The organism is Nostoc sp. FACHB-110 (assembly GCF_014697425.1).
Taxonomy (GTDB): Bacteria; Cyanobacteriota; Cyanobacteriia; order Cyanobacteriales; family Nostocaceae; genus Nostoc_B.
In genome coordinates this window covers 54,427-68,692 of the sequence record NZ_JACJRU010000042.1, presented here as the reverse complement: position 1 = coordinate 68,692, position 14,266 = coordinate 54,427, and the positions used below count along the sequence as shown (strand labels likewise).

Sequence of the window (14,266 nt, the reverse complement as noted above, 5' to 3'; positions counted from 1 at the left end):
ATCCAAGAAATCTTTGACCAACTCACATTTGAGCAGGTAATTTCTGTGTCTTCTTATAACTTTATCCTGGAAGCTCTATTCTATGCAGCTTCATATTAAATTGGTATAAGGGCAACGTCGGGATGTTCTTCTCCCAGCAGGCGTTTTCTCATTTCTAAAGCTTGGAGCAACAAGGGTTCGGCTTCGCTGTATCTTCCTTGGGAATTATAGAGTAATGCCAAGTTGTTCAGGCTGGTGGCAACGTAAGGATGTTCTTCTCCCAAACGGGTTTTTATTGCCGATAAACACTGCACATACCAAGGTTCTGCTAACACATACAAACCTTGCCCTTCATAAAATTTACCCAAACCAACAAACACCCAGATTAAATCTTCATCCCTCACCACATCAATTAAATTTTCAGCAACTTCTTGAAGATGAGGAATAGTATCCTGCACTGAGGCGATAAATTCTAAAGTGATAGCTTGAGGAATTTCTTTTACTTTTGCTATTATTGCCGCTACAAAAACTTGTTTGAACTCAACCCCTAACTCCTCTGTGCCTGTAAAAGTATTAATTTTCCCTAATTTCCCTTTGAGAAACTCCCGAATTAACGGATGAATTTGATAGCAAGCGTTTTTATCTTCTAATCTTTGAATGAGATGACGCTTGTAAAGTTGCTTTTTGGCTTCGTTAACATCTGCCTCTGCCCAATTTAACAATTCACTGGTAGATTCTACCAATTGCCAAGGAATGACATCAGGGGCAAACAAACTCAATAACGCACCTACAAGCTGGGTTTTTTCACCAAGTTCTCGCCAGCTTAATTCAAAGGCGGCTTTTACTCCTAGCTGTGCTGCACTCAGAGTTGCCTGTCTCCGTTCCAGGGCTTCATCCTCTAGTCGTTGCACCTCCAGCCTTTCAAGCATTTCTGCTAAAGATAAATCTGGATCTTCGGCTAAATACTGTCCGACTAATTCCAACCCCAAGGGTAAATATCCCAGCCATTGACATAGTTGTTTAGCGGCTGTTTCTTCCCGTTGTATTCGCTTTTCACCTACAAAAGCTGTTAGCAGTTCTAACGCTTTATTTTCTGGGAGTACATCTAAAGAAATTTCCCGTACAAAATTGGGGTTGAGGTTGCGTAAACGGGTGGTGATGAGTACGCGAAAGCGGTTCGCTGGCGGCTGTATTTCTTGCAGATGCTCTAAATTAGTGACATCATCGAAAACTACTAACACCAAACCCTCAGATGGTTGCCAATGTTGCCAACACCACCGCGCTTGTTCTTGGGGGTTCAGCAGTTTTCCGCCTAATTCTTGTAGTATTTCTTGAGCGATGTACAACCCATAAAATTGCACAATACTAGCGGCTAACTCTGATTCTCTCCCATTCAGCCAGCAGATACCGCCAGGATAATCAGCTTCATGTTTTAGTGCATACTGGGTTGCTAATTCCGTTTTACCGACACCACCCATCCCAGCCACCGCCGAAATTGCCACTTTACCCGACTGCTGCAATTGGTGATGGATGTTGGCGAGTTCATTTTCTCGCCCAACAAAGTTAACTGCGCCTTTGCGAATTAAATTATTGGGAATATTCGGTGGAGAAGTCTGTTGTGATGACCCAAAATTAAATGTTGAATCTTTAACAATAACCTTTCCACCCTGAGTGATTATTCCTTGCAGGTTGTTATCGGTCATTTACTGCCAAAGTTGAATGTGGAACCCTTGACTTTAGTCTCACCACCCGTAGTGATAATACCTTGTGGTTTTACCAAGGTTGTAGAACTTTGCTCTTTAATAGCTGCGGTTAACTCGGCAAGAGCCTTCTTCAGTTCAGGGTTAGCTTGTGCAGCCGTGTTAACTTGATTACCTAATGCTTCGACGGCTTCTTGAATTTCTGGATATGCCTCTGCTGCTTTTTTGACTTCTTCTACTAATACAGCTTCACCAATATATTCTCGCTCTCCTGGCGGTAAAGCTGCTTGTGTGGCTGCGGTTTCTAACGCTGCGGCTGTTGCGGGTGATTTATCATGAATTACTTGCTTGGCTTGGTCATAAATTGCATCCAAAGCTTTTTCTGTTGACCAATCAACAAATTTATTACCTATTAAAGCTAAAAGCGCGATCGCACCTACGGTAATTGGTTCCATATAATTGGGTACGATATTAGACGATTACAAGTAATTATAGTGAATTTCCTCAGTAAACTTAGGAAGGCAACAGTAAAGGCTTAGTAGGACAACAGTTTTTTGCCGTCAATCACTATATTTCTGATTCTCAGCCAGAATATAGAAACAGTTTTTTAACAAGATGCGATGCGGTTGAGGTTTTGAACTTCCTGAATGAGTTTTTTACTTCCATTCCTGAAGCTTTGATACTCACGGATGAGCCTTTGACACTCGCGGATGAGCCTTTTATACTCGCGGATGAGCCTTTGACACTCACGGATGAGCCTTTGACACTCGCGGATGAGCCTTTGACACTCGTGAATGAGCCTTTGACACTCGCGGATGAGCCTTTGACACTCACGGATGAGCCTTTGACACTCGCGGATGAGCCTTTGACACTCGTGAATGAGCCTTTGACACTCGCGGATGAGCCTCTGATGCTCACAGATAAGTCTTTGACACTCACAGATGAGCCTTTGACACTCGTGAATGAGACTTGATGCTTAAACTATAAGTTTCTTTTATTAACACTCCGATATTCCCAAGGGTTGGTAAACTTGGCATCACCCCAAACCCCAAGCTTTTGCTGCTGCGCTTGTGCTTCGGCTTGCTGCACTAATTCTTTACTAGGGCATTTATTTAAATAAGGACGATAAACCTTAGCTAAACCTTCGCGCAATAAAACTTCCTGTACCAAAGTCCCATCTTTTAAACGAACTTCTGCTACCTTTCTGCCGTAGCGATCGCTATCTGTAATATTCAAGGTAACGCGATCGCCTGATTTTTGGACTAATTGCTGCAAACGTTCTTGTGCTTTTGCACCCCAACTGAATTGATTGAGATCAGTACTGCGTTGACTTTCTCTTTCTTTTTTAGAGTGGGGTACTTCTGGCGCATCGATGCAAGCAAAGCGCACATTGATTTTATTACCTTGAGCATCCTTAACCGCTAAGGTATCACCATCGCTGACTCTCTCCACCAAATCGCCGGAAGGAGGAAAAAGGCGATCGCAACTCCCCAAACCCAAAACTAAAATACTTATACTCAGCCAAATTCCTAATTGTTTCATTAAATCCTGCATTCAAACTCCCCTAACTCTGATGGATGATATGAGCAATAGTTGATTTTGGCAACAACTCTGTGTGTGTGTACTCTGCACCTTGGTGGTTCGCTAAATTAAGCCTTGTCAATAATTTTTGCATCAACCCTAATTAAATAAAGTTACAAAATTGCAATAAAATCCCGCATTAAACAAACCTGAATATAAAATCGGACTCAATCTTTATCTCTGCAAAATCTCTTGCTATTAATTGGCAATAAATTCGTTATGCAAAAAATTAAAAATTATCTATTATTTGGCTTTACAGGTGTTTGTTTATCTATAGGTTATTCCAGTTTATTCGCCACCGAAATTCCTGTACGGAATCTGCAAAACTCTCCCAAAAATTTACTAGTACAAGAAACTACCCAAAGCGTCAATGACTACATCAAAAACAATCACCATGAAAGTTATCAATTTTTAGAACAACAGTTAGACGCAGCTATTGAAGATGCCAAAAATCCCAAACCAGACGAAGTAGTAAATAATCTTTGGGAACTAGTCCCGAGTAATTCTCAACTCAAAACCCGACAAATCAATGGCAAAACTGAATTTTTAATGGTGACTTGGAAATCCACCAAAAAACCTAATGAAGATTGGCCATTAGGCAAAAAATCTCTGACTCGCCGAGTCTGGTTAACCGCATTTCCTGAAACTAAAGAATTCTGCCATAAATGTCAAGGAATCGGCATGAAAGTGCCTGGAGAAATTATGCTGGGACTAAGGTTGCAACAGTATTTAGGCTTAATTTTAGCCAGTAATCCCAATCCCACCTATTTTGTAGAAATGTGGGTCAAAGCTGAAGATTTAAGCCGGCCATGTATTAACCCAGAAATTAATAGTAAGACTTGCAAAGTTTTGCCTGTACCTGTACCTGAAAGTAATTCTGTTTTATTCAACATTTATAAAAGTTCCTACGCTAGCGGTAAACCCTATTATCCCTGGACAGGATTAGGTTACACCTATGATTGGGGAAATACAAAAAAACCTCATGTAGGTGCTAGCGAATTTATTATCGAAGCTAACCAAGACAAGCCTATAGAAGTAGAAATTGTTGCCGTTACCCCAACAGTTCAATATTGTGATAATCAATATTTAAAATAAGCTCAGGATTCAGAAAGCACGAGGGCGACTGAAGTCGCGGCTACACAGACAAAACCCACCTGCGTGGGTTCAAAACCATTGATTTTTTATTAGTCTGCGCAGGTGGTCACTGAGCTTGTCGAAGTGCGGATTTTGTTTTTGTAGCCCAAAACTTTTAAAACTTTTACGCCCATTCTTAACCAATCACCTTTGTGCGTAAATTTTCAGATATTACAAACCATTACCAATCAAAATAAAAGCCGACCAATAATAAGGATGATTAAATTCCCCACTTTTATCGGTCAACAAAGTAATTTGTGCTTTTCGTAAAGCTTCAGCTTTGGTAAGCTTGCCAGATTTTAATGCTGAATAAAATTCATTCATTAATGCTTGAGTACCGCCATCAGAAACAGACCACAATGAAGCCATTGTCGCTTTTGCACCTGCTAATTGAATTTCATATCCTAAACCTAAAATTTCTTGTCCATTAGCTGATTTTTCTCCTAAACCAGTTTGGCAAGCACTCAACACTACTAAATCTACATTTGATAACGACCAATTTTCAATGTCTCTTAAAGTCGCGTGTTCGCCATCACCAAACACAATAAATGAATCTTCTGGTGAACCATTGACCAGCTTACCATGTGTTGCCAAATGGACAATTTTATAATCATTCATTTGGGGAACTGTTGTATTAGGATTAAAATCTTTGTCTAATAAAACTTTGCTGCCGGGCAGAATTTTTGCTAAGTTTTCTACTTCTGCTTTGGCAAATTCTAAACCACTAAACATTTCTTGGCGTTGACCTACGGCTACTGTATATTCCCCTTTCGTAAAAGCCGCCGCTAAAGCATTCACAGATGTTGGTGGTTGACTAACTAATTTAGTTAAACTAGCAGCCGTGATATTATTAATAGCAAAGCGTTGCACTAGCCAATTTTGCCCATCATATAATGCGGCTAAGGGTACATATCTCAGTTTCCCGTCTGGTGCATAAATGATAGTTTTAGCATCAGCTTGTTTTAAATCGTTTTCTATAGGTTTAATTAGCCAGTTATATAATTTGTTAGCTGTGGTTTTGCTATTTTTGTAAGGAACAAGAATTGCCTCTCGAAATTCATTAATTGTTTGAGTTAATTCGGCTGATTTTACTGGGACAGTGCGGTGAATTGGCGGCGCATCAGCAGAGACGACAACTAATTCTAATCTGTCATCTAACACCAGAGGATACAGCAACACGGCTTTTTGATTTAACTGGCGGAGGTTATCTCTTAAAGAATTGAGTTGACGTAAATTTAAATTTTCCTGTCCCGATGTTGTGGATAATTGTTGCACCAAAGCCACCACAGCAGGACTTTTAATAAACTTGTTAAATTCGGCGTTGGTGGTTTGTTCGAGTTTGACTAATTCCGCAATGCGTTTTTCTTGAGTTGCGGTACGGGTTTGTGGGGGAATTTTTCGCAGGGCGGTGAGTTCTTTACCAAGTGCGATCGCTTGGTCTTGAATTGCCGTATACTTCTGTGATATTTCCTTTTCTTGGGGTTTTAGCGGTAATTGTTCAGCTTCAGTTTTGACGGCTACGCTGGCAGAACTACCTCGTTGATTATTTCTATTTGTGAGCTTTGGTTTACTCGTACTAGGTTTACCAATATAGTCACTAACTTCCTGAATTTTCAGCAAGTCTAAAACTTGTTGTGCTTCAGCTGGACGATTTTGTTTGAGTAATAAGTCAGCAAGGCGGCGATATCTTTCGGAAACAGTTTCGGTGTAAGATTTCTGCACATCTGTTGGCACAACTCGTAAATTTTGCCGAATTGTTTCGGTTAAATTCACTGATTGCTTGTAAAATGCGATCGCTAGTGGTGGTTGATTTTGGGCTGCTAAGACATCGCCTAAAAATTTCAGCGTTGCAGCTTCACTCACTTTATCTTCAACTTCTCGGTGAATAGCTACAGCTTGCTGATATAGTCCTAAAGCTTTATCGGATTGATTTTGTTGTTGATAAACTTGCCCTAAGTTACTAATTGTTACGCCTTCACCAGTGCGATCGCCAATTTCTCGATAATTAGCTAAAGCTTGCTGGTTATATTCTAGAGCTTGGTTATAGTTACCCAAATTTTGGTAAACACGCCCAATATTATTAAGTGCGACAGCAACCCCCAATTTATACTTATTTTGCTGATATATATCTAAAGCTTGCTGATATAACTTGAGTGCTTGCTCATATTTACCCAAACTCAAGTAAATCTGTCCGATATTATTCAAATTTAAAGCTGCACCTTGAAACTGAAACGAGTCTTTACCAAAAGCATCACCAACAATGGCGCGGTTAGTCAGTTGTTGCAAAGCTTGAGCATTTTGACCAAGGGCATTATAGAGTAACTTGATAGCTTGCTCGTCTGTACTTTTATATTCCCCAGTGCCAAGTTTTTTATAAATATTTGTAGATTTTTCCGCAAACTCCAGCGATTTTTGATATTGTCCTAAGCTAAAATATGCAGCTGAAATATTATTGAAAATAGCTGCTTGTGTTCCATAAAATGTAGAACAGCACTCTTGTAAATTGCTTAATGCTTGTTGATAATAATCTAATGCTTGACCATAGTTACCCAAGTTAAGATAAACAACACCAATGTTGTTTAAAGCTTGAGCAGTTCCGCTTTTATCACCCTTGGCTGTTTGAATTGTCAAACTTTGTTGATAAAACTCCAAAGCCGAAGAATATTTACCTGTACGAAAGTAAACTGCACCAATATCAGTTAATAGATTAGCTTCGCTAGTAGCATAACTATAGCCATTAGGGTTAGCTGCTTTGAGTTCTTTTAAAACTGTTAACGCTGGTTGATAAAACGATAGGGCTTTTTCATATTCTCCCAGATTGACATAGACTTCTGCAATATAAGATAAAGGTATCCATTCGCTTTCTTTGTCGCGGAGTTGGCGGCGAATATCCAAGCTTAAATTCAAAAATTCTAGTGCTTTAACATACTCTCCTTTACGCAAATAAACGTAGCCAATATTTACTAAGCTGTTGGCTTCTCCGGCTTTCGCACCATATTGTTTAAATATTGCTAAGGACTGTTGAAATAGTCCTAACCCAGCTTGCAAGTCATCTAAACCAACTAAATCTTTGTAAACTAGTCCTTCGCCTTGATTATTGAGGTTGATGGCTTCGGTGATGCGTGCTTCGGCTGTTGGGGCTGGAGCTTGGGCGAGTATTGGTTGTAAATAATACAGCCCTAAAACTGGAGATGTAAAAGTCAGTAAGACAGTTACAGCAATTTGAGAAACTTGCATAACCACAGATTTTATTCAGTTAAATAGTTATAGTTTATTGTTCCCATAAACATAACTGAAGTTATAATTAGAGGTTTAATAGGTGATAAAACTAAATTTTTTTTAAGCAGGCGATCGCTTGAATAATCAGTGATATAATTGCGCTAATTTTATGAGAGTTCTTTGCATTACTTAACTTGGTTCTAATGAATAAAAGTTAATATAGATTAAAAATAATAAAAAACATCATATTTTATAAAGTTGACTAAGTTAAATTGAGAGTAAGCTTAATTATTGAAGCCTAGTTCAAGGTCTAGCCACGGGTACAAATTAAGCGAAATTACACTAGTTTATCTCATAATATTTACAACACACATACTAGTGACTAAAAGTTGATTTGTACCAATTTACTGAGCTAGTACAGTAAGGCAGAAATAATTAACAGTCAGGCAAAAAATCTCCAAGTTTTTTGACTTAGACTTCTGCGTAACTGCACTAGGTTATTGAGCCAGATGTTGACAATTCAACTGAGCCAATTACTAAGAGCAAACACTAAATAGACATTTACAACAAGTAAGCGACAATGATAGAAAAAATTTTGCTAGCGGTTTCGGGCTTAGGTCATGCAGAAGAAATGCTCAAAACCTTAAAAGAAATACCATCAATTCAACGTGCCAAAGTTACAGTTCTGCACGTTGTCACTCCCCAAAGTACAGCGACTGCAATGACAAATAAATGGGAAGAAGGTGGTAAAATTCTGGCCAATGCCATTCAGTCTTTGAATTTAGATGCTACTCAAGTTTCATCGATTTTACGGCAAGGTGATCCGAAAGATGTAGTTTGCCAAGTCGCCGACGAAATCGACGCTGATTTAATCATCATGGGTTCTCGCGGACTCAAGCGTTTGCAGTCAATTTTGTCAAACTCTGTGAGTCAATATGTTTTCCAATTGTCTTCTCGCCCCATGTTGCTGGTCAAAGATGACATTTATGTCAAGAGAATTAAGCGTATCATGGTAGCCCTAGACAACTCGGAAGCAGCCAAACACTGTTTAGATTTAGCTTTATTCTTACTAAAAGATATTTCAGGTAGTCAATTAGTTTTGACTCACGTTAATACAGATTTACGCGGAAAAACATCAGAAGTCAGCGAAATTGTCCCAGACAAAGATCCAGTTTTTGCACCAGCCTACACTCAAGCTCAAAAATATAATGTACAAACTCGCTGCTATACCAGCAGTGGTAAACCAGGTGAAGAAATTTGTCGCTTGGCAGATGAGTTAAAAGTAGACTTGTTATTACTTGGTTCTCCAGATCGTCGTCCATCTGTAGCTAAAAGTTTTGTCGATCTAGATAGACTCATCGGTGCTTCTTTGTCTGATTATGTGCGAGTCAACGCTACTTGTCCAGTACTATTAGCACGTACTAGTGCATAACTTTTATGGACGCTAGAGACTAGAGATGAGAAAAAGTATTTTTAACTCAGCACTCGGAACTCAGCACTTTCCACTCAATTTTGGCGGTTGATAAATAAAAACCCCTGCACCAATGGTGTAGGGGTTCTTTATATTATGCACAAACTATTAACTATCTTTTTTACCTTCGCGGCTAGCGGTTTGAATGTACAGAATTAATAAAAACACAGTGGGAACTAGTACGAACAGAATGCTCGCCACGAACCCTAAGTCATTAGTTTGCATGGCAAAAAAGCCTCTCCATAATTTCCAGTCAACAACTTTAGAATAGCATTATCGATGCCCGTATTCGCCTTATTTTTTTACTTGTTATGTGGGCAATACTGCTAGCAGGTTAAGGTTTAGTAACTACACTAACAGGGCCATGTACTAAAGTTTGGCAAGCTAGGCGGTAATTATCTGGTTTTTTCTTTAATTTGCGGTTTTCAAAGTCTGTCCGGGGCGAAAGATTCTCTAAGCCTTCTACTATCTCGACAACACAAGTACCACATTGACCATAACCACCGCAATTGGTCATTTTGCCAAATAATTTGTACAAATCTATGCCGTTTTCTACAGCTTTTAGGCGCAAGTTAGCCCCATTTGCTGCTATTACTTCCTGATCTTCTTTGACAAATTTGATGTTACCCATAGCTAGTTAAGATCCTCGTTGGCTGGAAAGGCTCAGTTTTAATCCTGCTGTATAAACTATCTTACTTAACTTCTTGTAAGTTGTTACAAATAATTAAGAAACATCAACTTTTAGTAATAAATTATTGCCAAAAAAAATAGGACAGGTAATTTACCTGTCCTAACAATTGAAAACTAGTTAACTTACCTAAATCCAACAGCTGCTTGCCACACAAAAGCAAGTAACAAGAAGAAAACAGGAATTACAGGGAGAACGTCTACCAGCGGGTCAAAAATCTGGTAAGCTTCTGGCAATTTAGCTAATAATAATGCTGCTTCCATGTTTGTTTTAATCCACTCTATCCAACACAGCTTTCATAATTGAGATGTATCTTAACATGATTTGGTCAATGGTCATTTGTCATTTGTTCTTCGGCTTCGTTTTCCGGGGTTAACCAATGACCAAATTCTTCCACAAAGCGATCGCTTAATATTGCTTCACGAATTTTTTGAGTAAAGCGAATTAATTCAGTAATGTTGTGAATACTTAATAAGGTGTAAGCTAAAATTTCTTGCGATCGCACTAAATGAGAAATGTAAGCTCGACTGAAATTTTGACAAGCATAACAAGGGCAAGTTTCATCCATTGGTGCAAAATCTTCACGGAACTTAGCATTTTTTAAATTCCAGCGCTCGCCTTGGACAACGGCTGTGCCGTGTCTCGCCCAACGCGTCGGAATCACGCAATCAAATAAATCTACACCATTTGCTATGGCGATCGCCATTTCTTTGTAAGTACCCACCCCCATCAAATAACGCGGCTTATGTGCGGGTAACAGTGGTGCTGTATTTTGCACAATTTGAGCCATCAGGTGAGTTGGTTCACCCACACTCACACCCCCAATGGCGTATCCAGGCAAATCTAACTTCGACAACTCCACCGCCGCTTGAGAACGCAAATCTAAATAAACACCGCCTTGCACAATGCCAAATAACGCCTGATCTTGACGTTGATGGGCAGTTATACAGCGCTCCAACCAGCGATAAGTTCTTTGTGTGGCAGTTTCTACTTCTTGGCGAGTTGCCGGGTAAGGGGGACACTCATCAAACGCCATGATGACATCCGCGCCTAAAGTATTTTGAATTTCAATAGAACGCTCTGGGGTGAGTTTGATAATTTGTCCATCATGCGGTGAGCGAAACGTCACACCTTCTTCCGTGATTTTCCGCATCTCACTCAAGCTGAACACCTGAAACCCACCAGAATCAGTCAGCATCGGCCCGTTCCAGCCCATGAACTTATGCAGCCCTCCACCACCAGCTACAATTGCTTCGCCTGGTTGCAAGTGGAGATGATAAGTATTAGATAACACCATCTGTGCGCCAGTATCTTGCAACTGAGCAGGCGTAACAGTTTTGACATTTGCCAGCGTCCCCACTGGCATAAATCTTGGGGTTTCAACCACACCGTGGGGAGTGTAAAACACCCCGACTCTAGCTTTTGTTTGGCTACACTGAGCCAGGGTTTGAAAAGAAAAATTATCGCTCAAGGTAAAAATAATACTATTTAACTAAATATGATGGTCATTTGTTGTTGGTTATCGCAAATTTCTATGATTATGTAGCCGCGAATTCCATTCGCTAGGGCTGAATTTTCCAAATGACCATTGACCATTCTAAAAAGAATCTGAGCAGTCATCATCAATTTCTGCATCCCATTTGGCGGAGAGAACTTGCTCCATCATCGCTTCAATGGCACTGACATTATAAGTCTTCTCTCGACGCTCTTGTATAGGAGTCGTTAAAGGAATCAGCCGTAAGCACATTCCCTCTTGCATTAAGTCAAAACAGGTTTCTTGTGCAGATAACTGTTTGAGTTCTAAATAGTCAAAACTGTAGACGTTTAAGTACAGCGCACTATTCGCCACTAATGTAGACCTTTGGGGGTTGGCGAATACTTCCATCACATCCCCGTCACCCTCGCTCACTACCTTGTCTTCGTGGGTGTAGATGTAGTGGACTCGACCTAAATCTGTCAACAATCGTCTCATGTCGAGCTTGTTTACAATTACGCCCGTGTCAACAATGCACGGCGCTGGTATCCTGGTGTCGGGTAGATGATGACTCATAGGAAAATTAGCGAGTGAGCAAAGATGAGAACGCAGCTAAAAACTTAGTTGAATAGCTTTGTAGTTCCCTACATTTAAAAAATATCAATTTTGTGGCGCGATCGCTCAAAAAATATCAATTTTCTCAGGCGATCGCTGCAATACTCTTGATTTAGTTTCGTAGCTGATAATTACAAAGCATTGCTATTCTAATTTTACCTTGCTAAATCAACTATTTTGTGTTAAGATTGCCAGTTAAAAAATTTATCTAACCGAGACAAGCATAACAAAGTTTTGGCGAAGAGTCTCTAAATTAAAAACTATCTTATCTAAAGCTTTAAAATTTTTGACTGCCACTCAGAGCGAGAATTATCAGCGTTATCTCTTAAATAGCTGCTTAATTATGATGAAATTTTTACAGAGTTTGCAATTATCTCTGTATAATCTCTTAGCTAGTATTATATTCTATACGGTTATTCCTCTGCCTCATATCAATGGTCTGGATTTCTCTAAATTAGCACGTTCAGCCCCATTAGTTGGGTTAATTATTGGCGGAATTTTAGGTTTATTTGACTTGGGGTTAGATTATTTAAACGTATCAATTTTAACTCGTAGTGCTTTAATTGTGTGTGCCTGGATAGGAATTACAGGCGGATTACACTTAGATGGGGCGATGGATACGGCTGATGGTTTAGCAGTAGGAAATCCTGATAAAAGATTAGAGGTAATGGCCGATAGTGCTACGGGCGCATTTGGCGCAATGGCCGCGATCGCCATAGTATTGTTAAAAACAGTCGCCTTAACAGACACCGAAGCCAACCGTTGCTTAATCTTCATGGCTGCTTGTGGCTGGGGACGGTGGGGACAGCAACTAGCAATACTGCGATATCCTTACCTCAAGCCTACAGGTAAAGGTGCGTTTCACAAACAAGCCATTCGTTCCTTCAAAGATGTCATCCCTTCTTGGCTATTGTTAATCAGCTTGAGTGCTTTACCTGGGCTGTTAAATAGCCAAGACAAATTGCTCGCACTGGCAATGATACTGAGCGGAAGTGCGATCGCATTTCTCACAGGTGCATGGTTTAATCACAAACTAGGTGGACACACAGGCGATACCTACGGCGCAGTCGTCGAATGGACAGAGGCTTTATTTCTGTGTGTGTTAACTAGTTTTTAGATGAAAAGGGAGAATAAAAAGAATACTTACTCAGCACTCAGCACTCAGCACTCAGCACTCAGCACTTCATTTAATCGGTTGTAATTTTGTCACCTTTAGTTTAAAATTACCTACCCCAGTTTCCCCAAAAGAACGAACACGAATTACATATACTCCTGTTTCGTTGATGCGGGTAAATAGCAAAGAATTGCTAGTACCATCGGGGCCATCATCATTTTCTGCCAGTGTGGAGCCATCAGGGCCTAACAGGGTAATGATACTGTCAAAGTTGTCTGAAGATAAATCAACAGCTAAATTATCCCCTTTAGTTAACTTAACTTGATAGTCACGGGCAAATCCGCCCTGTCCTGTGGGTATATCTTTGTCTGATAGCGTATCAGAAAGTTCAGTTAGATTAGTTAAAGGAATTGGACTGTACAACTTATTTTGAGCCAATGCGACTGTTGTACTGGTAGCAATTGCCAAAAAAGTAGCAGGAAGAATGATAATTTGTTTAAAACTCGCTGCAAAAGCTTTACTCATAATTTCAGGTACTTTTCCCACCAAACAGGGTAGTATTCGCTTTATTATAGATTTGGCCAGGATGGCTCGGCTAGGAATTAGTCTGTTGGTCTTTGATCGCAATCGCTACTGCGGCTAAACCCAAGACTGTAATTCCCGACTGGCGAAATGTTTGCACAGCAGATTTAGCAGTAGCACCAGTGGTATAAATGTCATCTATTAATAACACTGGAACTTGGGGACGATGAGTGGGAAATTTTGACCCAACTGTAAAAGCTTGGGCTAAGTTTTTTTCTCGCTCAGACATCGATAAGCCAAATTGTGCCTTAGTTTCGCGTACCCTGGACAAACCATTTAGGCTTAATTCTAACTTAGTTATTTGGCAGAAACTTTGGGCGATGATTGCGGCTTGATTGTATCCCCGTTGCTGTTGTTTTTGCGGATGCAGAGGAATCGGGACAACAACAAGTGGAGTATGACAATGTGGCGAATTGAGTAACCATGCTTCCCCTAGCCATTGTCCTAAAACTCGACCAAGTTCTGGCTGATTTTCATATTTCATGACTGCAATTGCCCGTTTGATTGGCCCGCCATAAATACCCCAACCAAATACAGGTATTTCACCATGCCAAGACGCACAAGGATTTTTTTGACCACAATTTTTTAATTGTCTAGCACAATATTCACACAAAGCAGCAGATGTACTGCGCTGACACAAAGGACAATGAGATTGTAAAAATAGGTTGAGAAAGGATTTGAGCATTTGTCCTTTGTCATTCGTCCTTTG

General features: G+C 40.0%; 15 protein-coding genes. 4 read left to right on the top strand and 11 right to left on the bottom strand.

The features are described from left to right. Nucleotides 1-95 precede the first annotated feature (95 nt). Together H6G69_RS27325 and H6G69_RS27320 are read right to left on the bottom strand one after the other, a co-directional pair. Nucleotides 96-1,682, bottom strand: coding sequence for a tetratricopeptide repeat protein (locus H6G69_RS27325; protein WP_190692260.1), 1,587 nt, complete (start codon nt 1,680-1,682; stop codon nt 96-98). Continuing rightward, nucleotides 1,679-2,134 carry a hypothetical protein gene (locus tag H6G69_RS27320; protein ID WP_190692259.1) on the bottom strand — a complete coding sequence of 152 codons (456 nt, stop codon included), beginning with the start codon at nt 2,132-2,134 and terminating at the stop codon, nt 1,679-1,681. Before H6G69_RS27320 ends, H6G69_RS27325 begins: the two co-directional genes overlap by 4 nt. 179 nt (nt 2,135-2,313) lie before the next feature. On the opposite strand from H6G69_RS27320, the gene H6G69_RS34175 reads away from it, so the two are divergent. Beyond that, complete coding sequence (locus H6G69_RS34175) at nt 2,314-2,652, top strand: hypothetical protein (RefSeq protein ID WP_242072196.1); 339 nt, start codon at nt 2,314-2,316, stop codon at nt 2,650-2,652. An 8-nt stretch (nt 2,653-2,660) separates the two neighbouring features. Here H6G69_RS34175 and H6G69_RS27310 read toward each other — a convergent pair whose 3' ends face one another. Next, the gene (locus H6G69_RS27310) at nt 2,661-3,233 is read right to left on the bottom strand and encodes a thermonuclease family protein (protein ID WP_190692258.1); all 573 of its coding nucleotides are present in this window, start codon (nt 3,231-3,233) and stop codon (nt 2,661-2,663) included. A 246-nt stretch (nt 3,234-3,479) separates the two neighbouring features. Between H6G69_RS27310 and H6G69_RS27305 the strand changes: the two genes are divergently transcribed. Then, on the top strand, nt 3,480-4,355 hold the full coding sequence (locus tag H6G69_RS27305; protein ID WP_190692257.1) for a hypothetical protein: 876 nt from the start codon (nt 3,480-3,482) through the stop codon (nt 4,353-4,355). 210 nt (nt 4,356-4,565) lie between these two features. On the opposite strand, the gene H6G69_RS27300 is transcribed toward H6G69_RS27305, so the two are convergent. Then, nucleotides 4,566-7,631, bottom strand: coding sequence for a tetratricopeptide repeat protein (locus H6G69_RS27300; RefSeq protein ID WP_190692256.1), 3,066 nt, complete (start codon nt 7,629-7,631; stop codon nt 4,566-4,568). Nucleotides 7,632-8,193: 562 nt separating this feature from the next. On the opposite strand from H6G69_RS27300, the gene H6G69_RS27295 reads away from it, so the two are divergent. Next, nucleotides 8,194-9,045, top strand: coding sequence for a universal stress protein (locus H6G69_RS27295; protein WP_190692255.1), 852 nt, complete (start codon nt 8,194-8,196; stop codon nt 9,043-9,045). Between the two features lie 147 nt (nt 9,046-9,192). On the opposite strand, the gene psbM is transcribed toward H6G69_RS27295, so the two are convergent. The 5 genes from psbM to H6G69_RS27270 all read right to left on the bottom strand — a co-directional run bounded on the left by psbM (nt 9,193) and on the right by H6G69_RS27270 (nt 11,822). Beyond that, a complete protein-coding gene (psbM, locus tag H6G69_RS27290) occupies nt 9,193-9,309 on the bottom strand; it encodes a photosystem II reaction center protein PsbM (protein WP_190692254.1) in 117 nt (38 codons plus the stop codon). A gap of 109 nt (nt 9,310-9,418) precedes the next feature. Further along, nucleotides 9,419-9,715, bottom strand: a complete 297-nt coding sequence (locus tag H6G69_RS27285; RefSeq protein WP_190692253.1) for a 2Fe-2S iron-sulfur cluster-binding protein — start codon at nt 9,713-9,715, stop codon at nt 9,419-9,421. A 182-nt stretch (nt 9,716-9,897) separates the two neighbouring features. Beyond that, a complete protein-coding gene (locus tag H6G69_RS27280) occupies nt 9,898-10,035 on the bottom strand; it encodes a photosystem II reaction center protein K (RefSeq protein ID WP_006195022.1) in 138 nt (45 codons plus the stop codon). Nucleotides 10,036-10,100: 65 nt separating this feature from the next. Next, complete coding sequence (gene tgt, locus H6G69_RS27275) at nt 10,101-11,243, bottom strand: tRNA guanosine(34) transglycosylase Tgt (protein ID WP_190692252.1); 1,143 nt, start codon at nt 11,241-11,243, stop codon at nt 10,101-10,103. A 126-nt stretch (nt 11,244-11,369) separates the two neighbouring features. Next, nucleotides 11,370-11,822, bottom strand: a complete 453-nt coding sequence (locus H6G69_RS27270; protein WP_190692251.1) for a hypothetical protein — start codon at nt 11,820-11,822, stop codon at nt 11,370-11,372. 382 nt (nt 11,823-12,204) lie between these two features. Between H6G69_RS27270 and cobS the strand changes: the two genes are divergently transcribed. Then, complete coding sequence (gene cobS / locus H6G69_RS27265) at nt 12,205-12,978, top strand: adenosylcobinamide-GDP ribazoletransferase (RefSeq protein WP_397327007.1); 774 nt, start codon at nt 12,205-12,207, stop codon at nt 12,976-12,978. Between the two features lie 66 nt (nt 12,979-13,044). Here cobS and H6G69_RS27260 read toward each other — a convergent pair whose 3' ends face one another. Both H6G69_RS27260 and H6G69_RS27255 read right to left on the bottom strand, forming a co-directional pair. Then, the gene (locus tag H6G69_RS27260; protein WP_190692250.1) at nt 13,045-13,500 is read right to left on the bottom strand and encodes a PPC domain-containing protein; all 456 of its coding nucleotides are present in this window, start codon (nt 13,498-13,500) and stop codon (nt 13,045-13,047) included. 70 nt (nt 13,501-13,570) lie between these two features. Further along, nucleotides 13,571-14,242, bottom strand: a complete 672-nt coding sequence (locus H6G69_RS27255) for a ComF family protein (protein WP_190692249.1) — start codon at nt 14,240-14,242, stop codon at nt 13,571-13,573. Nucleotides 14,243-14,266: the final 24 nt, after the last annotated feature.

Excerpts from the sequence above, each read along its gene's own strand:
- H6G69_RS27325 (WP_190692260.1), bottom strand. The coding sequence starts at position 1,682 with ATGACCGATAACAACCTGCAAGGAATAATCACTCAGGGTGGAAAGGTT.
- H6G69_RS27320 (WP_190692259.1), bottom strand. The coding sequence starts at position 2,134 with ATGGAACCAATTACCGTAGGTGCGATCGCGCTTTTAGCTTTAATAGGT.
- H6G69_RS27310 (WP_190692258.1), bottom strand. The coding sequence starts at position 3,233 with ATGCAGGATTTAATGAAACAATTAGGAATTTGGCTGAGTATAAGTATT.
- H6G69_RS27305 (WP_190692257.1), top strand. The coding sequence starts at position 3,480 with ATGCAAAAAATTAAAAATTATCTATTATTTGGCTTTACAGGTGTTTGT.
- H6G69_RS27300 (WP_190692256.1), bottom strand. The coding sequence starts at position 7,631 with ATGCAAGTTTCTCAAATTGCTGTAACTGTCTTACTGACTTTTACATCT.
- H6G69_RS27295 (WP_190692255.1), top strand. The coding sequence starts at position 8,194 with ATGATAGAAAAAATTTTGCTAGCGGTTTCGGGCTTAGGTCATGCAGAA.
- psbM (WP_190692254.1), bottom strand. The coding sequence starts at position 9,309 with ATGCAAACTAATGACTTAGGGTTCGTGGCGAGCATTCTGTTCGTACTA.
- H6G69_RS27285 (WP_190692253.1), bottom strand. The coding sequence starts at position 9,715 with ATGGGTAACATCAAATTTGTCAAAGAAGATCAGGAAGTAATAGCAGCA.
- H6G69_RS27280 (WP_006195022.1), bottom strand. The coding sequence starts at position 10,035 with ATGGAAGCAGCATTATTATTAGCTAAATTGCCAGAAGCTTACCAGATT.
- H6G69_RS27270 (WP_190692251.1), bottom strand. The coding sequence starts at position 11,822 with ATGAGTCATCATCTACCCGACACCAGGATACCAGCGCCGTGCATTGTT.
- cobS (WP_397327007.1), top strand. The coding sequence starts at position 12,205 with ATGATGAAATTTTTACAGAGTTTGCAATTATCTCTGTATAATCTCTTA.
- H6G69_RS27260 (WP_190692250.1), bottom strand. The coding sequence starts at position 13,500 with ATGAGTAAAGCTTTTGCAGCGAGTTTTAAACAAATTATCATTCTTCCT.
- H6G69_RS27255 (WP_190692249.1), bottom strand. The coding sequence starts at position 14,242 with ATGCTCAAATCCTTTCTCAACCTATTTTTACAATCTCATTGTCCTTTG.